Origin of the sequence: Pseudomonas sp. NPDC086251, from assembly GCF_044746405.1 — a bacterium.
Taxonomy (GTDB): Bacteria; Pseudomonadota; Gammaproteobacteria; order Pseudomonadales; family Pseudomonadaceae; genus Aquipseudomonas.
In genome coordinates this window covers 19,407-39,613 of the sequence record NZ_JBIVBY010000024.1, presented here as the reverse complement: position 1 = coordinate 39,613, position 20,207 = coordinate 19,407, and the positions used below count along the sequence as shown (strand labels likewise).

Below are 20,207 nucleotides of genomic sequence, written 5' to 3'. Positions count from 1 at the left end.
AAGAAGTCGACTGACACACCGCCTTCGCGAGCAAGCCCGCTCCCACAAGGCTCTTCACCGGTCAGCTGATCAGGTGGCTTCCTGGAAATCCATTTCCGGTGGCTGGCGACGGAAGCCGCCGGTCAGCACCGCCAGGTACACCACGCCAATTGCCAGCCAGCTCAGGCCCAGGTAAATCGCCAGGTGATCGAGGCTGACCATCAGCCACAAGTCCGCTGCCAGGCCAATGAACGGGAACAGCAGGAACAGCACGAACTCGCGCAGGCCTTTCTTTTCGCCGCCGATCCAGTAATGAAAGATCACCGACAAATTCACCAGGCTGAACGCGAGGAACGCGCCGAAATTGATGAACGAGGTTGACGTCGTCACGTCCAGTTTCAGCGCCAGCAACGCCACCACCGCGCAGAGCAGGATGCTGTTGACCGGCGTGCCAAAGCGTTCGTGCAAGGTGCCAAAGAAGGATTTTGGCAGCACACCGTCGCGGCCCATGGCGAACAACAGGCGCGAACCGCTGGCTTGCGCCGACAGGCCCGAGGCGAATTGGCCGACGATCAGGCCAATCAGGAAGATCGTCACGAACAGGTCGCCACCGATGTTGCGGGCGATTTCATAAGCCGCCGAGTCGACGCTGTCGAACTGGAACGACGGGTGGGCGATCTGCACAAAGTAGGACACGCTGACGAAGATCAGCCCGCCGATCAACGTAATCAGCATGATCGCCCGTGGGATGGTGCGACGTGGGTCGCGGGTTTCTTCGGTCAGGGTGCTGACCGCGTCGAAACCTAGGAACGAGTAACAGGCGATGGCCGCGCCGCTCATGATCAGCGGCATCTGCATGTCGCCGTTGAAGAACGGTTTGATCGACCACAACGGCGTGCTCGCATCGCCGCCGACGTAGTGCACGCACAGCGCGACAAACGCAATCAGCACCAGGAACTGCACCAGCATCAGCAGCGCGTTGATGCCGTTGGCCAGTTTCAGGCCGATGATGTTGATGGCGCTGGTGATGCCGATGAACGCCAGCACCCAGATCCACTGCGGCACGGCCGGGAACGCGGAGTTGAGGTAGGCGGCGCCGATCAGCCAGATCGCCATGGGCAGGAACAGGTAATCAAGCAACACCGCCCAGCCGGCGATGAAACCGAGTTTCGGGCTGATCGCTTTGCGCACATAGCTGTAGGCCGAGCCGGCCACCGGGAACGCCGCAGCCATGCGGCCGTAGCTCATGGCGGTGAAGAACATCGCCACCAGCGCCGCGAGGTAAGCGGCCGGGACCATGCCGGCGGTGGATTGAGCGAGGATGCCAAAGGTGCCGAGCACAATGATCGGCGTCATGTAGGCGATGCCGAACAGCACCACCGAACCCAATGACAGGGTGCGTTGCAAACGAGCCATGAGCGACTACTCCGAATTTATTAGATTTATGGCAGAGCCGAGTTCGGCGCAAAAATTACGGGTGTTGCGTTGTTGTTCTGGGTTCAACGGTCAAAAGGTGCGTCGTCTGTCAGGGCCTCTTCGCGAGCAAGCCCGCTCCCACATTTAATCTCGGGCGTTCACAAAACCAATGTGGGAGCGGGCTTGCTCGCGAAGGGGCCGGCACACACCACAAAAAATCTGGATCAGCCCTTGGGAATCAGCAGCTCGCGCAATCCCGACGCATGCTCAACCAATTCCCCCGGCAACTTCAGCCGCTGATCATCCAGGTACCGATAATCCTGCCGCGCCGCCGTCAGCTGCTTCAGGTCCAGCTCCACCGCAAACTGCCCTTCCTCCCGCCCGGCTTCGAACAACAGCGTGCCCAGCGGATCGACCAGCGCACTGCCGCCGGCGAACAGCAATCCGCCATCGCCCTCTTCCACCCGGTTGACCATCAGCGCAAACGCCTGGTTTTCCTGGGCACGGGCCATGATCGCGGTGCGGTGGGTCGGGCCGTATGGGTCCATGTTGCCGTTGGTGACGATCAGCAATTCGGCGCCCAACTGCGCCAGGGCGCGGGCGGTTTCCGGGAATTCGATGTCGTAGCAAATCAGCAGGCCCACGCGCACCCCGTTCCACAGGCACGTGGCGTAGCGATCGCCCGGCTCGTACACGCCGCGATCCGAGGCCCACAGGTGGGTCTTGCGGTAGCGCAGGGCAATGCCTTCGGGCGTGATCAGCAGCGTGGTGTTGAAGAAACGGCCGTTATCGTTCTCGGCCGTACCGATGACCACGGCAATGTTGCGTTCACGGGCGGCGGTGACAATCGCGCTGACGGTCGGGCCATTCAGGGGTTCAGCGATCGCGGCCACTGTGTCGGCCGAGGGAAAGCCCATCAAGTGGCTTTCCGGAAACATGATCAGCTGCGTATCGGCGGCGCAGGCAGCAATCGCCGCCAGGGCGCGTTCGAGGTTGTAAGCCGTGTCGTTGTCACGGCCTGCCAATTGGGCGAGTTCGACCTTCATGGGTATTCCTTGTTATGGCCCGGATGCAGAAAGATTGCCCGGTCGGTGTCTGTGCGCCAGTATGCGCAGCAAGCAACCGGCCAGGGAATTACGCGGCTGGGGTAACCCGATAGGGGTAGAGGCATGACACTCTCGTTAGACGACATCGCCTGGCACCGCTCGGTCGGGCAACTGATCGATGCGCTGGACAAGCCGAATTTCTGGACGCAGCTGGTCCGGTTGCTGGACCAGTACGTGACCTTCGACAGCTGGGTGGCGCTGCTTTTCAGCGCCGATCAGCACCCGCAGGTGTTCGCCGAATGTCCCGGTGAGGACGGCAGCCCCGATCAGTTGTTCCAGGATTACCTGCGCGGCTTGTACCTGCTTGATCCGTTCTACATCGCCTGCCGCGAGCAATCGCGCACCGGGTTGTATCGCCTGTCGGAGGTCGCGCCGGAGCATTTCGAGCTGACCGAGTATTACCAACGCTACTTTCGTCTGAATGTGGTGGCCGACGAAATCCAGTTCAATTGCCAGCTCGAAGGCGACCGCACGCTGTGCCTGTCACTGGGCAGCAAGCAGCGCTTCAGCGGCCAGCAGATTGCCTTGCTGTCGCTGATCCAGCCGTGGGTGCTTGGCTTGTTGCGCCAGCGCCTGCCTTACGAAATCAACGAGGTCGTGGCCCTCGCGCCGGCGCCGATCCAGGGTGACTGGCGGGTGCAGCTCGAAGCCTCAGTGCAACAACTCAAAGGCGCGCAATTGACCGCTCGCGAGCTGGACGTCGGAAGGTTGATGCTCAGCGGTTGCTCCAGTAAGGAAATCGCCCGTAAGCTGGAAATCTCAGTTGAAACCGTGAAAGTCCATAAGAAACACATGTACAGCAAACTGGGAATCAAATCCCAGTCCGAGCTGTTTTCCATCTTTCTCCAGGCCCAAAACGCCTGATACACCACCGTCCCGTAGGAGCGAAGCTTGCTCGCGAAGAGGCCATCACATTCAACATTGAGGGTGGCTGATACACCGCTTTCGCGAGCAAGCTTCGCTCCTACAGGGGATAGCGTGTGAACACGACCGAGTCCGAACCCAAGGAACCCGTATGAGCCTGTCACTCCTGAGCCGCTACGCCTTCTTTGCCGTCTGCGTGATATTCACCCTCGCCAGCCTGCCCTTCCTCGAACACGACTGGCTCTGGCCAATCACCGCAGTGACGGGCGCCCTCAGCCTGGTGGGCCTGTTCGACCTGCTGCAAAGCCCGCACGCCGTGCGGCGTAACTACCCGATCCTCGGCAACATCCGCTACCTGGTCGAAGGCATCCGTCCGGAAATCCGTCAGTACCTGCTCGAATCCGACAGCGACGCCCTGCCCTTTTCCCGCGCCCAGCGTTCGCTGGTCTATTCCCGGGCCAAGAACGAAAGCGCCGACAAACCTTTCGGCACGTTGATCGACGTGTATCAGTCAGGTTTCGAGTTCATCGGCCACTCCATGCGCCCGGCGCCGTTGAGCGACCCGAGCAGTTTCCGCGTGACGGTCGGCGGCCCGCAGTGCACGCAGCCGTACTCGGCGTCGGTGTTCAACATCTCGGCCATGAGTTTTGGCTCGCTCAGCGCCAACGCCATTCGCGCGTTGAACCAGGGCGCCAAACTCGGCAATTTCGCCCACGACACGGGTGAAGGCAGCATCAGCGCGTATCACCGGGAAAACGGCGGCGACCTGACCTGGGAACTCGGCAGCGGCTACTTCGGTTGCCGCACCGCCGACGGCCGTTTCGATCCGGAACGCTTCGCCGCACAAGCGCAGACACCGCAGGTGCGGATGATCGAAATCAAGATGAGCCAAGGCGCCAAACCCGGCCACGGCGGGATCCTGCCCAAGCACAAGGTCACCAAGGAAATCGCCGAAACACGCGGCATTTTGATGGGCGAAGACTGTATCTCGCCGTCGCGGCACAGCGCATTTTCCACGCCGATCGAACTGATGCATTTCATCCAGCAACTGCGTGAACTGTCCGGCGGTAAACCGGTGGGCTTCAAGTTCTGCCTCGGCCATCCATGGGAATTCATGGGCATCGCCAAGGCCATGCTGGAAACCGGGATTCTCCCGGACTTCATCGTGGTCGACGGCAAGGAAGGCGGCACCGGCGCCGCGCCCGTGGAGTTCACCGACCACATCGGCGTACCGATGCGCGAAGGCCTGTTGTTCGTGCACAACACGCTGGTCGGCCTGAACCTGCGAGACAAGATCAAGCTCGGCGCCAGTGGCAAGATCGTCAGCGCCTTCGACATCGCCAGCGTCCTGGCCATCGGCGCCGACTGGGCCAACTCGGCGCGCGGCTTCATGTTCGCCATCGGCTGCATCCAGTCGCAAAGCTGCCACACCAACAAATGCCCGACCGGCGTCGCCACCCAGGACACCCTGCGTCAGCGCGCGTTGGTGGTGCCGGACAAGGCCCAGCGCGTGTTCAACTTCCACCGCAACACGCTCAAGGCTCTGGCCGAAATGCTCGCCGCTGCCGGCCTCGATCATCCATCGCAGTTGTCGGCCAAACATTTGGTAAGACGTATGTCGGCCACCGAGATCAAACTGTTCTCGCAGCTGCACGTATTTTTGAAACCGGGGGAATTGCTCACCGGTGAAGTGAACGGCGAGTTTTATTCGCGGATGTGGCAGATGGCGCGGGCGGACAGTTTCGAGCCGAATGAATTGGCAGCGGCCTGACCCTGACGGCTCCTTGCATGGCGCGTCACCAGCGCAGCGTCTTGATCGGGGCCGGTTCTTTCATGACGATAAACCCGTAATCGCCCAGCAGGAAAATCCGGTAGTACGGGTTTTCCAGCAGCGGTGGATAACCCCGATATCCCACTCGGGTCGCGTTACGTCGTTCCTTCTCCGCGACCACGTTAGTGATGCCGACTTTCGGCAGGCTCTCGGCCAGGATGAAAAAGTCGATGTTGAGCAAATAGTGCAACACCGGCATCTGCTTGAACGACCCCGCCGCCCCCACCAACCAGTGATCGGAATAGGTCACTGACAAGTAAATACGCTTGGCTTCACGCAGCTCTCGATGAGACGCAATGTCGTATTCAAGGTTGAGCAGCGCACTGGTCGCGAAGGTTTTCTGCAGCGTCAGCACCCGGCCGTAGGCGTACGACAACGACAGCATCGCCAGCAGTGGAATCAGCAATAACAGCGGCAGTCGCTCGTGGATGCGTGCCAGCGCCAAGTAACTCAAATAGAACAACAGCACCAACAGGACCGCGAAGCCCATCAGCGTCCTGGCGCCTTCATTGAAATCCCGGAAAATCAGCGCGACACCCGACACCAGCAACATCACCACCGGCAAGGTCAGCAAACACAGCAGACCGATCAGGCATTTCCTCAGCCCGGTGTCCTGACGCTCCCGCACGTTCAGGGCCAGCTGCACGGCGCCGGCAATGGCACACAGCAGTAGCGCGGCAAACACCCAGGCAAACCCGCCGTGAAACAGCAGCACGACCTTTTCCAGCACCCTGGCGATGTTGGTTTGAATTTGCAGCAGCGGCGCCGCCGTCCAGTTCAACAGCAACGTGCGGTTGTGCGCCATGAACGGGTAGGCACTGGCGGCATAGATCAGCCAGGCGAGTACTGTCTGGGCGATTTTCCAGCCGATCACGTCGCGCCATTGCGGCCAGGGCAACCGCTCGTTGGCGCCCCTCAGCAGCTCCAGGCAACACAAACCCAGAAACACGTTGAAGCTCACCTGATAGAGACCCAGCGCCAGCGCAATCAGGAAGGACGGCACCAGCCATTGAAGAATGCGTGACGGATGCCGGAACGTCATTGCATAGATCACCGCCACCACACTCAAGGCCATCGCGGCGCCGTCATACTGATAGGACAGGTTTTGCAGGAAGAACGGGTTGTACCAAAGCGGCAACACCACCAGACAGCAAGAGACGGTCGGTTGCCGAAAATAATGAAACGTCAGACGGGTCAACGCCGAGGCCATGGCCAGCGTGGCGATCAACAGCGGCAATGGAAAGATGTTCGGTGCACCAGCGCTGAAGGTGAGCAGGTTGTAGAACAGTTCGGTGAACAACCGCCCCTGCTCCGCCCAGGCCATACCGGCCGAGAGTGAGCGCCAGTTGTCATCGATATAGGGATAGTCCGCGAGGATCAGCGGCAGGACATACACCAGGGTCGCGAACAGAAAAAACAGCCAGACCTGTCGGCGTCCGAGTTCCTTGCAGAGAAAATCGCTGAACCGGCCCATGCTAAAGACCGCGCCGGTCTTTGCCGCCGACGATGTCTTTGACCACGTAGCGCGGTCGATGCTTGGCCTCGATGTAGATGCGGCCGACGTACTCACCGAGGATGCCGATGCCGATCAGTTGTACGCCGCCGAGGAACAGAATGGCGGTCATCAGCGAGGGGTAACCGGGCACGCTGTTGCCGAAGAAAATCTTGTCCAGCACCATGTACACCGCGTAAAGCACCGCGAAGATCGAAATTCCGCCACCGATGTACGTCCACAACCGCAACGGCACCGTGCTGAACGAAGTCACGCCTTCGAGCGCCAGGTTCCACAGCTTCCAGCCGTTGAACTTGCTGGATCCCGCTACCCGCCTGGCCCGCTCGTATTCCACCACCACGGTATTGAACCCGGCCCACGACAGCACGCCCTTCATGAACAACTGGTGCTCGGGCAGTGCGCGAATCACGTCGACCACCTTGCGGTCCATGAGCCGGAAATCGCCGACATTCTCTTCGATGCGGGTGTACGCAATACGGTTCAGCAAGTGATAGAACATCGCCGCGCTGTAGCGTTTCAAATAGCTGTCGGCGGTCCGGTCGCGGCGCTTGGCGAGCACCACGTCGGCGCCTTTCTGCCATTCTTCAATCAAGCGCGGGATCACGCTGATCGGATCCTGCAGGTCCACGTCCATGGGGATCACCGCATCACCGGTGGCATATTCCAGGCCGGCGAACAGTGCCGGTTCCTTGCCGAAGTTGCGTGAAAAGTTAATCAGCATGACCTGTTCATCGGCCTGCGCCAGGGCTTTTACCTGCTCAGCCGTGCGGTCGGAACTGCCATCGTTGATGAACACGATCTCGACCTCACCGCTTTCAAGCTTCAACTCACGCCGCACCGCCAGATAAAACAGGCTGATCGCCTGTTCTTCATTGAATACTGGAACGATCAACGAGACTTTCATGTGTCACGCTCGCGAAACACCACGTACTTTGAAAACAGGAAGCCCAACACCAGGCTCGACGCCGAAAATATAGCCACTGTCAGCAGGCCGTGCAGTCGCCACACGTCTCCTGCATGGCCGACGCCAAGGCTCAACGCGCCCATGGCCACGAGAAACAGCAGGTAGCCGCCGACCGAAGCCTTGGCGTCAAAGGTGTACAGCGCGTTCATGTAGAAGGAAAACGAGGCGGCGACACCGAAGGCGACCAGGTTGCTAAGCGCCTGACTGCAACCCGCCGCGACGCTGAGCAGGAAAAAGATTTGCCAGTGAATCAGGGTGTTGGCGACCCCGATCACGGTGTAGCTGGAAAACCCTTTCCACATGAGTCGCATGGTGACCCTCCTGCTCCGAGCGTGGCACGAACCCGTCATAAGGCTTTGAACTTGTCTACTGTCAGAAATCACAGGTCTGATGGCCTTTCAGACCAGCGGTTAGGGTTTCAGCGCACTGTCAGGAGACATTCCGTAATACCCAGGCTTTGCAATTGCCGGCGAATCACGCCACCCTGCGCGCCGCCCGATGTACGGCGCGCACTCACCGGCGCCTTCGGCTACTCCTTATTTCAACACCCGTTCACGAGCCCACCGTCATGACGTTTGAGCGCGATCACCGGATCGATTTTTTCCGGGGCCTGGCATTGATCTTCATCTTCTGGGATCACGTGCCCCACAACCCGTTAGGTCAAATCACCTTGCGTAACTTCGGCTTCAGCGACGCTGCCGAAATCTTCGTGTTCCTGGCCGGTTATGCGGCCGTGCTGGCCTACGGCAAAATCCTCGCCCGCGACGGTTTTCTGATCGCCTGCATCAAGATCCTGCGGCGTGCGTGGGTGCTCTACGTGGTGCATATTTTCCTGCTGGCGATGCTGATGGGCATTGTGTTCTTCGCCAACAGCCACGTGGAAACCCGCGACCTGGTCGAGGAAATGGGCATGCATCACTTCATCAGCGAACCCCAGCAGGCGTTGATCGATGAGCTCCTGCTGCGCTTCAAGCCGAACCTGATGGACCCGTTGCCGCTGTATATTTTGCTACTGGCGGGTTTGCCGCTGGTGCTGCCGTTGCTGGTGCGCAAGGCCTGGGTGGTGGTCGCGATGTCGCTGGCGGTGTACCTGATGGTGCCGCTGTTTGGCTGGAACCTGGCCGCCATCAAGGACGGCGTGTGGTACTTCAATCCCGTCGCCTGGCAACTGCTGTTTGTCCTCGGCGGCGCGGCGGCGATTCACGGGACCCGGCCACGCTTGCCCGATACCCGCCCGCTGGCGCGTCAGCCGTTGTTTGTGAGTGCGGCGGTGTACGTGGTGGTCGCTGGGGTGATTACCGTGGCATGGCGCTGGCCGCACATCCATGACGCCTTGATGCCCGCCAGCCTGAGCAACCTGTTGTACCCGATCAGCAAGACCGACCTGTCGCCGGTGCGCCTGGTGCATTTCCTGGCACTGGCTTACGTCACCGCGAAACTGCTTCCAGAAACCGGATGGACGCAGAACTGGCTGGCGCAGCAATGCTGCCGCATGGGACGTTTTTCCCTGGAGATCTTCTGCCTCGGCGTGCTGCTGGCGCCGCTGGCGGACATGCTTAATGCGCTGACCGATGATGCTTTCGCGATGCAGATTTTCACGGCGTTGCTGGGGGCCGGGTTAATGGCGTTGCTCGGCGCGTGGCTGGAGTTCAACAAGCGGCTGACCGCACCGGTTCGAGTCGCCAGCGCCTTGCCGCAGTAAAGCGTGCCTCAACAAAAAGCCCCGGCCAATGGACCGGGGCTTTTGCGTTTCAGGCGTTACGACTTACGAAGCCGAACGCACCGCACCGTGCGACACATTGGTCGGTTGCAGCTTGAACACGTAGAACAACACTGTCAGCAGCACCAGGAATGCCGGCCCGACATACAGCGCCACGCGGGTGTCCGGGAAGTACGCCATCAGGCCGACCACCAGCACCAGGAACGCCAGCGCCAGGTACGAACTGACCGGGTACAGCCACATTTTGTATTTCAGGCCGGCACGTTCGCTGGCGCTCAGGCCTTGGCGGAACTTGAGTTGGGCCAACAGGATCATCACCCAGGTCCAGATCGCGCCGAAGGTGGCAATCGCCGTCACCCAGACGAAGACTTTTTCCGGCACCAGGTAATTGAGCAGCACGCCCAGCAGCAAGGCGCCGATCGACAGCAGCAAGGCGCGACGCGGCACGCCGTTGCTGGAGGTCTTGGCGAAACCGGCCGGGGCCTGGCCGTTCTGCGCCAGGCTGTAGAGCATGCGCCCGGTGCTGAAGATGCCGCCGTTGCAGGACGACAGCGCGGCGGTAATTACAACGAAGTTGATGATGCCGGCGGCGGTCTTGATGCCCAGGCGCTCGAACGTCATGACGAACGGGCTGCCCTGGGTGCCGATTTCGTTCCACGGGTAGATCGACAGGATCACGAACAACGCGCCGACGTAGAACAGCAGAATCCGCCAGAACACCGAACCGATGGCGTTAGGAATGGTTTTCTGCGGATTCTTCGCTTCACCGGCGGTCAGGCCGATCATCTCGACGCCGAGGTAGGCGAACATGACCATTTGCAGGGACATCAACACGCCTTGCACGCCGTTGGGCATGAAGCCGCCGTGGGCCCACAGGTTGGAAATCCCCAGCGCCACACCGTCGTTGCCAAAACCAAAGGCGATCACGCCGATGCCGCCGATCACCATGGCAATGATGGTGACGATTTTGATCAGGGCGAACCAGAATTCGAATTCACCGAAGGCCTTCACGGCGATCAGGTTGATGGTGCCCATGCTGATCAAGGCCGACAGTGCCCAGATCCAGCGCGGCACGTCGGGGAACCAGACGCCCATGTACACCGCCACCGCAGTGATTTCCGCGACGCAGGTCACCAGCCACAGGAACCAGTAGTTCCAGCCGGTCAGGAAGCCCGCCAAGGGGCCGAGGTAGTCTTGGGCGTAACGGCTGAAGGAGCCGGCGACCGGGTTGTGCACGGCCATTTCACCGAGGGCGCGCATGATCACCAGGATCGCCAGACCGCCGATGATGTAGGACAGCATGATGGCGGGGCCGGCCATTTCGATGGCTTTGGCCGAGCCGAGGAACAGGCCGACGCCGATACAGGCACCGAGTGCCATCAAGCGAATATGCCGTTCGCCGAGTTCGCGTTTGAGCGGGCCGCCTTGAGCGGTTTCGCCTTGGGGCAGGTGGTTGCCAACTGGCATAGGGGTACAACCTCGTCTTGTTATTGGATATGACCACCGAGTGAATGAATCGCAGGCGGGTAAGCCGGCGCTTCCTGATACCGGGCCTGCCTTGTGGGCAAACCCGTCTTGTAGGACAAAACCTGCAAGATCAGCGGGGTGTGCAGTATAAAAAGCTGGCGACAGAGATTTTCACTCTATAAACCACAAAATTCAGTCGTTAATCTCGGCAAAGCGGGGGTTTGCAGAGATAGATTGTCTGGGATTTGTAGGATTTTTCGCTGTTTGAAACGCTGGGGAGTATTGCACGGCTTTAGTGCGTCGTCATGACTCTGTGTGGGGTCTGTTTTTACTGTGTAGGGCTCTGGGTCGGTTGTTTCAGGCTCTTTTGGGGGTATACATATCCATTGCTGCGGTAACGGCTGCTATGGGTTACGCCCTTACGGCGTGTCACTTGGAAAAGCCCCAAGTAACCAAGGGCTTTTGCCCCTTTCGTTCGGTGCCTCGCTGTGGCTCGGCATGCCCTCGCTCCGGTCCTGCTCCGTGGGCCCGCCGCCATCGGCCATCCATGGCCGGGGGCGGCTAACCCGGCATCCATGCCGGGTTGCCCACTGCGCAGAACCTCCACTCGGCCTCACGAGGGGGCGGTGCATCAAAATCAAAAGCACGGCGGCCTGCGGGCCGGCCTGATTGGGGATGTTCCCCTGTAGGAGCGAGCTTGCTCGCGAAGAACGTCAACGATGACGTGTATCAATAGGAGCACGCGGTGCCTGTGGGTGCATCGCGAGCAAGCTAGCTCCTACAGGGGATCGGTGCGATACAAATAGATGGGTACACACGGTCAATGTAGGAGCTGCCGAAGGCTGCGATCTTTTGATCTTGCCGTTGCTTTGCTTCGGCTTTTGATCTTGATCTGCCGCCCCTTTCCCAGAGGCCGAACGCAGGCGTTGCGCAGGGGGCACCGCGGCAAGGATGCCGCGGTAGCCGCCCCCGGCCATGGATGGCCGATGGCGGCGGGCCCCCGGAGCAATGCCGGAGTGAGGGCATGCCGAGCCAAAGCGAGGCACCGAATGGAGGGGCAAAGCCTTTTGGTTACTTTTCGGCGTCTGGAAAAGTGACTCGCTGTAAGAGCGAAACCGATAGCAGCCGTTACCGCAAAAACGGATATGTACACAATCAAAGAGCCGTCTTTGACAACTGAAGATATTTACCCGGATCCCGCATTTTGGATCCTCACAATTTTTTCACCATTGCCATCCACCGTCTAAGCTTCAGACAAGTCCGATCAATCTGCGTGAATGGATCAATCGACTATGGGCGCTTTATGGCAAACCGATTCGAGTAAAACCGTGGTTCCGACTGAACGTGTGGATGAAGCGCCTTTACCTGAAAAAACCCTTCGCACCAAGCACGGCTGGAAGGCGTTCTGGTTATTGCTGCTGATTATTCTGATTGTCCTGGGCCTGGCCGCTGCCAAGGAGATGCGCACCTCGAAATTTCAGGCCCGGGAAGTCAGCAAATATGCCGCGTCCCTGAGCTATGACGTACAACCCGGCCCCAGCGACGCGATTCGCTACCCCGGTGCCGGGCCGTTCGATTTGCGCCTGGGCTACAGCTCCCTGGATGAATTCCTGCCACGGCTGCTCAAGCGTGATTACGTCATTTCATCGCAAACGCGCTTTTCCCCGGCGCTGATGAACTACAGCGACAAGGGCTTGTTCGTGCCCTATTCCGAGAAAATCCAGGCCGGGTTATTGATCACCGATTGCCGCGCGGCACCGCTTTACCAGTACAAATACCCACAACAGCTCTATTCCAGCTTCGCGGCGATCCCGCCAGTGGTGGTCAACAGCTTGCTGTTCATCGAAAACCGCTTCCTGCTCGATCCGCGTCAGCCGCTGGCCAACCCCGCCGTGGATTGGCCACGGTTCGGCATGGCCGCCTGGTCCCAGGTCGCCAAGCTGATGCACCTGCCCGGCCAGTCGGCGGGCGGCAGCACCCTGGCCACGCAACTTGAAAAATACCGGCATTCGCCCGATGGCTTGACGGTGTCGGGCGGGGAAAAAATCCGCCAGATGATTTCCGCCAGCGTGCGGGCTTATCAGGCCGGGCCGCAAACCCTTGAAGCGCGGCAGAACGTGGTTCGCGACTACCTCAACAGCGTGCCGCTGTCGGCCGTACCGGGTCACGGTGAAGTGCATGGCATGGCCGAAGGCTTGCGCGTCTGGTACGGCGCCGACTTCAACAAGGCCAACGAACGGCTGGCCAGCACCGCGACCGACCCGAAAAGCATGGCGGAAAAAGGCCTGGCCCTGCGCGAAATGCTCTCACTGATGATTGCCCAGCGCCGTCCTTCGCATTACCTGACCAAAGGTCACGACGAACTGGCCGACCTCACCGACAGCCACATTCGCCTGCTGGCGCAGAACGGCGTGATCGATGCGCCGCTGGCGGCAGCGGCGTTGGCCAGCAAAGTGACCTATCGCGACTGGCAAACCCAGCCAACCATCCAGCCGATCGAAACCAACAAGGGCATCAGTGTGGCGCGCAGCCGTCTGGGCGGCTTGCTCAACCGTCCGCTGTACGACCTCGACCGCCTCGACCTCTCGGCCACCAGCACCCTCCAAGGCGAGTTGCAAACCCAGGCCACCGAATACCTCAAGCACCTGGCCGACCCGGCGTATGCGGCGCAAATCGGCCTGATCGGTGAACGCCTGCTCACCCCCACCAGTACCACGCAAGTGCGCTACAGCTTTACGCTGTTCGAACTGACTCCGGATGGCTCGCGGGTGCGGGTGCAGACCGACAGCACCGATCAGCCCTTCGATATCAACGAAGGCAGCAAGCTGGAACTCGGCTCCACCGCCAAAATGCGCGTACTGACCACCTACTTGCAGATCATCTCCGAGCTGCATGACAAGTACGCCGGGATGACCATCCCGGAACTGAAAAAAGTCGACGTTCCGGACCAGGACCGCCTGAGCCGCTGGGCCGTCGATTACCTGATCCAGAACAAGGATCGCGACCTGCGAACAATGCTCGGGGCAGCACTGGACCGCAAATACTCCGCCAGCCCCGGCGAGGCCTTTTTCACCGGCGGCGGGCTGCATACGTTCCATAACTTCCGCAACGAAGACAACGGCCGCATGCCGACCTTGCGCGATGCAATCCGTGAGTCGATCAACCTGCCGTTCATTCGGCTGATGCGTGACCTGGTGCGCTACACCACCTATTCCGGCCCCAATAACAGTGCCGAACTGCTCAAGGACGACCGCGACCCAAGGCGTCAGGAATACCTGGCTTCGTTCGCCGACCGCGAAGGCACTTCGTTCCTGCTGAAGTTCTGGAAAAAGTACAAAAACAAGGACACCCAGGCGCGGCTTGAGACCTTCCTCGACAGCATGCGCCCGACGCCGATTCGCATGGCCGCCGTGCACCGCTATTTGCTGCCACAGGCCAGTCAGGAAAGCTTCAACACCTTCGTGCGCTCGCACCTCAAAGGCGCCAAGCTCACCGAGAAACTCACCGACGAACGCCTGGAGCGTCTCTATGAGAATTACCGGCCAGGCATGTACGACCTGCCGGACCAAGGCTTCATCGCCAAGGTCCACCCGCTCGATTTGTGGTTGATGGGCTACCTGCTGAACAACCCGGACGCCAAGTTCAGCCAGATCGTCAAAGCCAGTCAGTTCGAACGCCAGGAAGTATATAGCTGGTTGTTCAAGAGCAAACACAAGGGCGCCCGCGACAGCCGTATTCGCACCATGCTGGAGATCGAGGCATTTCTCGACATTCATCAGCGCTGGCAGAAAGTCGGCTATCCGTTCGACCATCTGGTGCCCTCGCTGGCCACCGCCATCGGCAGTTCCGGCGACCGTCCCGCGGCGCTGGCCGAGTTGATCGGCACGATTCTCAACGACGGTGTGCGGATGCCGACACTGCGCATCGACAGCCTGCACTTTGCGGCAAACACGCCGTATGAAACCCAGCTGATCAATGACCCGGATGTCGGCAAACGGGTCATGCCGTCCGAAGTCGCCTCGGCGATGCGCGAAGCGCTCTCGCAGGTGGTGGATGCCGGTACGGCCAAACGCGTGTCCGGCAGTTTCAAAACAGCCGACGGCACCCCGTTGGCCATGGGCGGCAAGACCGGCACCGGCGATAACCGCATCGAAGCCATCGGTTCCGGCGGGCGGATTCTGAGCTCCAAATCGATCAACCGCACGGCCACCTTCGTGTTCTACATCGGCGATACCCACTTCGGCACCCTGACCGCGTTCGTGCCAGGGCGCTCGGCGGAGAACTTCAAGTTCACCTCGGCGCTGCCGGTGCAAGTGCTCAAGGGCATGGCGCCGATTCTGTCGCCGTATCTGCAACCGGGTACGCACACGATGTGTGATCCGCCAGTCGTCGCAACGGCCGACCATTAAAACATTCCCCCCGCCACGTTCGCTTTGTGTGGCGGTAACTATGTATTTTTCATTCTTTGATTTTGCGGGGTTCCCACCGAAAACAGGCACCGCTAACAACAGGTTTTTGCGCTTTTTTTGCGCAAGTCGCTTACCTAGTCTGGTCGCTCCACTCTTGATCAATGGACGATCAAACGATGCACACACTACCCCAGACACTGGATCGGTCAGATCAGGCACCTGCAGCCGATCCCGACAACAGTGTCCACTATGAACTGGTCAAAAAGGCCATCCCTGCCTGGTTGCTGAACACCTCGACTGCCCGTGTCAAAGCCCTGAAAACCGTCAAACTGACGTTGCCCGACTGGTACAGGAATGCCTCGGCCGAAGCCCACCAGGATCTGAAAAGTGCAATGCAACAAGCCTGGACCGCGCAGAACGACGTCGATAAGACGTTGAGTCATTTGCAAGACGTCTACGCCTTCGCCAAACCCTTGTTGCAACAGGCATTGAAAGACCGCTACGGTGTTGAGGACGACGTCGAGGACACTTGGCTGCGACTGTATGCCCCGGTGAATTCGTCATGGTGGGTGCATGACTTTGGCTCAGGCACTCGCAGCCGTACCCTCTCCTTGCTGGATGCCGCGCTGCACAACTTTTCCAGCGCCGAGACATTCACCAACGACTCTGAATTCATTACCCGCCCCAATGTCGCGGGTCATTTCACAACCAAACACCTGAAGCACAAAATCAGCATCGGACAGTTCAAGACCCTGTGTCGCGAACTGGACATCGGTGCCCGATACGAACAGCACCTGAACGAGTTTTTACTGTCCGCAAACCCTGTGGCCAGCAGCGTCCTGCGCCACAAAGTCACCCTCAGCCAGAAGCACACACTCACCGTCGCGGCCCACATGGCCCTGCTGATGAACGACATCGACCAGGATGCCTTTGACCTGGTGCGCGGGATGCTCGACGACCATGAAATTCAGCGATGGAACGGTCAGCGCATCGGCTATTACAACCTGGCGATGATGGACGCAGCACTCACCGGCATTGTCGTGATCACCACCGAATCAACGGCCAGCGCCGAACCTGCTCCCCTGCTCGCGTATGTCCCTCATGACCCGGAACACCCGCTCAAGCAATACGCGTCGTCGCTGGAGTTCATGGCTGAACTGACGCGGCAACTCCGCGATACCGCCGCCCCCGGACGCTATCAGCAGTTCTTCAGCCAATTCGTTGACCATCAGCAACGCGGACATTTTTTTGCCGGGTTGAACGACCGTCTCAGCCAAGTGCAATGGCAGCCAGCCTCACCGGGATCGAACCTGCCCAGCTGGCGTGAAACAGCGGTGGATAACCCCAATCTGCAATTCAGCCTGACAACGCTCCAGGATGATCGCGCGACCCGCTTTACCGGCGATCTGTGGGAATACTTCTACCAACAGAAGCTCAACAAGATTCTCAATGACGCCCGGGAAATCGCGATTTCCACCGAGTACGCCGACCGCATGGCCCGTTGGGCCTGGTGGGACAACCTGGAAAAAATCCTCTCGGACATTCTCAACGCTGCGTTGCTGGTGGCGACTCCGTTAGTGCCCGGCCTTGGCGAGCTGATGCTGGCCTACACCGCGTACCAACTGACCGACGAAGTGGTCGAAGGCATTGTCGACCTGGCCGAAGGCCGCGTCGCGGAGGCTGGCGAGCAGGCCATCGGCGTGCTCGAAAGTGTGGTCCAGCTCGGAGCGTTCGCTGCGGGCGGTGCGATTGGCAACGTCGCTCGGGCGAAACTCTCGCCGTTTTTCGAAGGCCTGAAACCGGTGCAATTGCCCGATGGCCAGTCGCGCTTATGGAACGCCGACCTCGGCCCTTATCAACAACCGGACCTGGCCCTGCCGACGCACATCCGGCCCGATGAACTCGGCATCCATCTACATCAAGACCAGCGCATTGTGCGGCTGGACGAGCAACTCTTCGAAGTGGCAGAAGATCCCGCCACCGGCCAATACCGCATCCAGCATCCAACGCGAGAGGATGCCTACACACCGGCCCTGCGACACAACGGCCAAGGCGCATGGATCAGCGAAACCGAAAATCCACGCGAGTGGCAAGGCTCGGCATTGATGCGACGCCTGGGTCACGCCACCGATGGCTTGAGTGACGGACAACTGGAACAGATTCGCCAGATCAGCGGCATCCCGGAAGCCGCCTTGCGTCGAGGGCACATGGACAACGCCCCGCCCCCGCCGTTGCTGATCGATAGCCTGCAACAGCTCGGATCGGCCGCACCTCCGATTAGCGTATTACCCGCCGAGACGTCCTTGCTGTTCAGCGAGTTCCCGGAGCTGCCTGACACCGTTGCGCAAAGAATCCTGGCCAGCGCCAGCGCCGAGGAACGTTTGCAAATCGAGCAAAACGAGCGCCTGCCGCTGCGCCTGCAAGCCCAGGCCCGAGAACTGCAATTCGAGACCCAATCGGTCCGCGCCGCCCACGGCCTGTACGATGACGCGTTGATCAACATCGACACCGAACGCCTGGTGCTGGGCGCCTTGCGCATGAATAGCGATACGTTCGGTGAGCTGCGCATCGACATCCGTGAAGGCTCATTCGACGGTGAGCTTCGGTGCAGCGCCGGGCCCGAAGACGCCGCGCGAGTCCGGGTATTGATTCGCGACGATGCGGGAAAGTATGAAGTGCGCGATGGCACGGATCGGCCGATCCGTGCAGCGGATGATTTCGTTGAATCCCTGCTCCATGCCACCGAACGTGAGGGACAGTTCGCGCTGGGCTACAGGCCGGGCGACGCCGCCGATTTCAAGCAATGGGTCATGGTAAAAACGGCTGCGCCCAACGAACGACGGACGATTCTGGCCGCACCGCCCATTCGCGCCCTGCCCATTCATGAGACCGTTTTACTGGTGCGCGGCGCGGGTAGCAGCAGAGCGGGCGAAACCCTGCACGAGCGCATTCTGGACCTGCACGAGGACTTCAGCGAGAACGAGGTCGATGCGTTCGCCAAAGCCTTGATTGCAGAAGGTCAGCCGTTAGCCGCCATCGAGCAGCGAGAAAAAGATTTCGCCGAGCTGGTGGGCATTCTGACGCGCTGGAAAAACCAGCAAGAAAAAAGCGGCAACCACGAGTTTCGCGATAATGGCGGCCTGCATATCGCCTCAGGCCTCGGCAGAGGCTTTGAGAAAGCAAACACGGGCCTTGGCGGCCGTACCGACCCTCACAGTTTTTCGTTGGACCTCTCCAGGAAAGGAGTGCCACTGAATCTGGAAACCTGGTGGTCGAAACGCCCGAAGGGCCTGCAAAAATTCCTCGATAAAATCACAATCCTGAAACTCGACAACACCCGGTTTTCTGTTGAGTCGGACGGTCTGCTCGGCTCTTTTCCAAACCTTCGCGAACTGAGTGTCAGAGGCTGCGATCTCACGAGCCTGCCCAAGAGCATCGGTTCCATGCTACGCCTGGAACGCCTGCAACTGAGTGACAACCGAATCGTTCTGGATGCCCATGCCGTCGAGCAACTGGGCCACCTGACCCATCTGGAAATACTCAGGCTCGACGGCAATCCCTTGGTGCTGCAGCCGAACATCGGCCGCATGCCAAGGCTGAAAGTCGTGTCTTTAAAAAATACCGGAGCCACCACATGGCCCGAAGGCACGCTGGCCAAACCCAGGCCCCGGGGATTTCTGCTGGATCTACGGGAAAATCCCGTCGACCTGATTCCCGAGGTCGTTCCCGGCTCACAACGAGCCTTTGTCGTGGCGAGAACGCGATTGGATGTCGGTAGCCTATCGGAGGCAAATCAACTGCAATTTCAGGAAATCCGTGAATCGCTGGCACTGCCTCCCGAGCCCATCGTGGCTACTGGCGGTCAGACCGCCGACGACATCCTCGTGACCCGTCCGGAGTTCTGGACCGACGTGCCCGGTTGGGGAGCGAAGCGGACCACTTACTGGCCGCTACTGAGCGACGACCCTCTGTCGCAGCGGTTCCTGGAGGTGCTGACCGAAACAAAAAAATCGGCGGATTACCGTGCCGGTGGTCCGGCCCGCGACCTGTTGATGCAACGCACCGTGCGCATGCTCGATGCCGTTTACCTCGATACCGAGTTGCGGCAAAAGCTGTTCACCATGGCGATTTCCCCGGTCAATTGCGCAGACGCCGGTGCGCAACTGTTCAATAACATGGGCATTCAGGTGCTCGCGTCGGAAGCATATTCGTACTCCACCGATGCGGTGCAGCTGGAACAGCGCTTGGTCAGCCTGGCCAAAAGCGCGGCACGGCTGGAGCACGTCAACGAGATTGCCCACGCCGATGTCGCCAGCCGCCGAGGCACCACGGACGATGTCGAAGTCTACCTGGCTTACCAGACGGGTCTGGCCCATCGCTTGAACTTGCCTTGGCAATCGGAAGGCATGTTGTACCGACTGACGTCCGGCGTCAGCGACACCATGATCGATCAAGCCTACGACACGGTGCTGGCCTTGGGCGAAGGCGATGGCCTGGTCGACAAAATGCTCGAACAGCAGTTTTGGCAGGACTACCTGGAAGCAACCTATTCGATCCAGACCCAAACCAATAAACACCTGTACGAGCGCAAATCCGACGCGCTGGACACCCTGCGCTCCACCCAGCGCGAATGGCTCGAAGCCACGTCGGAGTTGCAACGCGCCGAACTGCGTAACCAACTCACCGAACTCATGGCCGATCTGCCCGTGACGGAGGCCGTGGTTTTTGCCGATCAACCGATCAGCGACGAGACGTACTACGGGATTTTCGTCGACCTGGCTAACAGCGAAAAAAACCTGTTCAGACACTTGACCCGCCAAGCGCTGAGAAAAGCCAAGCAGTAAAGGCTTCTGTAGGAGCGAGCTCGCTCGCGATGGACGTTAACGATAACGCGTGTTCGCTGAATACACGCGTCGCCCTCAGGTCCATCGCGAGCAA

General features: G+C 59.9%; 11 protein-coding genes. 5 read left to right on the top strand and 6 right to left on the bottom strand.

The window, feature by feature from the left end; all coding sequences use genetic code 11:
• Window positions 1–69 precede the first annotated feature (69 nt).
• Both ACIPL2_RS24785 and ACIPL2_RS24780 read right to left on the bottom strand, forming a co-directional pair.
• The gene (locus ACIPL2_RS24785; protein WP_401360729.1) at window positions 70–1,395 is read right to left on the bottom strand and encodes an APC family permease; all 1,326 of its coding nucleotides are present in this window, start codon (window positions 1,393–1,395) and stop codon (window positions 70–72) included.
• Window positions 1,396–1,619: 224 nt separating this feature from the next.
• Window positions 1,620–2,441 carry a carbon-nitrogen hydrolase family protein gene (locus ACIPL2_RS24780; RefSeq protein WP_401360727.1) on the bottom strand — a complete coding sequence of 274 codons (822 nt, stop codon included), beginning with the start codon at window positions 2,439–2,441 and terminating at the stop codon, window positions 1,620–1,622.
• A 123-nt stretch (window positions 2,442–2,564) separates the two neighbouring features.
• Here ACIPL2_RS24780 and ACIPL2_RS24775 point away from each other — a divergent pair, with 123 nt between their 5' ends.
• Window positions 2,565–3,365 (top strand): LuxR C-terminal-related transcriptional regulator, encoded by an 801-nt coding sequence (locus tag ACIPL2_RS24775; protein WP_059406091.1) that lies wholly within the window; start codon window positions 2,565–2,567, stop codon window positions 3,363–3,365.
• Window positions 3,366–3,516: 151 nt separating this feature from the next.
• Window positions 3,517–5,136: an FMN-binding glutamate synthase family protein gene (locus ACIPL2_RS24770; RefSeq protein WP_401360724.1), complete on the top strand. Its 1,620-nt coding sequence runs from the start codon at window positions 3,517–3,519 to the stop codon at window positions 5,134–5,136.
• A gap of 25 nt (window positions 5,137–5,161) precedes the next feature.
• Here the strand turns inward: ACIPL2_RS24770 and ACIPL2_RS24765 are convergent, their stop codons facing one another.
• The 3 genes from ACIPL2_RS24765 to ACIPL2_RS24755 are packed head-to-tail and all read right to left on the bottom strand — an operon-like array spanning window position 5,162 to window position 7,984.
• Window positions 5,162–6,670: a glucosyltransferase domain-containing protein gene (locus ACIPL2_RS24765; protein WP_401360722.1), complete on the bottom strand. Its 1,509-nt coding sequence runs from the start codon at window positions 6,668–6,670 to the stop codon at window positions 5,162–5,164.
• Between the two features lies 1 nt (window position 6,671).
• Window positions 6,672–7,613, bottom strand: a complete 942-nt coding sequence (locus ACIPL2_RS24760; RefSeq protein WP_401360720.1) for a glycosyltransferase family 2 protein — start codon at window positions 7,611–7,613, stop codon at window positions 6,672–6,674.
• The gene (locus ACIPL2_RS24755; protein WP_401360718.1) at window positions 7,610–7,984 is read right to left on the bottom strand and encodes a GtrA family protein; all 375 of its coding nucleotides are present in this window, start codon (window positions 7,982–7,984) and stop codon (window positions 7,610–7,612) included. The genes ACIPL2_RS24760 and ACIPL2_RS24755 overlap by 4 nt, the downstream gene beginning before the upstream one ends.
• A gap of 257 nt (window positions 7,985–8,241) precedes the next feature.
• On the opposite strand from ACIPL2_RS24755, the gene ACIPL2_RS24750 reads away from it, so the two are divergent.
• The gene (locus tag ACIPL2_RS24750; protein ID WP_401360716.1) at window positions 8,242–9,375 is read left to right on the top strand and encodes an OpgC family protein; all 1,134 of its coding nucleotides are present in this window, start codon (window positions 8,242–8,244) and stop codon (window positions 9,373–9,375) included.
• A 63-nt stretch (window positions 9,376–9,438) separates the two neighbouring features.
• On the opposite strand, the gene ACIPL2_RS24745 is transcribed toward ACIPL2_RS24750, so the two are convergent.
• Window positions 9,439–10,860 (bottom strand): amino acid permease, encoded by a 1,422-nt coding sequence (locus tag ACIPL2_RS24745; RefSeq protein ID WP_401360714.1) that lies wholly within the window; start codon window positions 10,858–10,860, stop codon window positions 9,439–9,441.
• A gap of 1,292 nt (window positions 10,861–12,152) precedes the next feature.
• Between ACIPL2_RS24745 and ACIPL2_RS24740 the strand changes: the two genes are divergently transcribed.
• On the top strand, window positions 12,153–15,269 hold the full coding sequence (locus tag ACIPL2_RS24740) for a transglycosylase domain-containing protein (RefSeq protein ID WP_401360712.1): 3,117 nt from the start codon (window positions 12,153–12,155) through the stop codon (window positions 15,267–15,269).
• A 176-nt stretch (window positions 15,270–15,445) separates the two neighbouring features.
• Window positions 15,446–20,113, top strand: a complete 4,668-nt coding sequence (locus tag ACIPL2_RS24735; protein WP_401360710.1) for a dermonecrotic toxin domain-containing protein — start codon at window positions 15,446–15,448, stop codon at window positions 20,111–20,113.
• The last annotated feature ends 94 nt before the right edge of the window (window positions 20,114–20,207 follow it).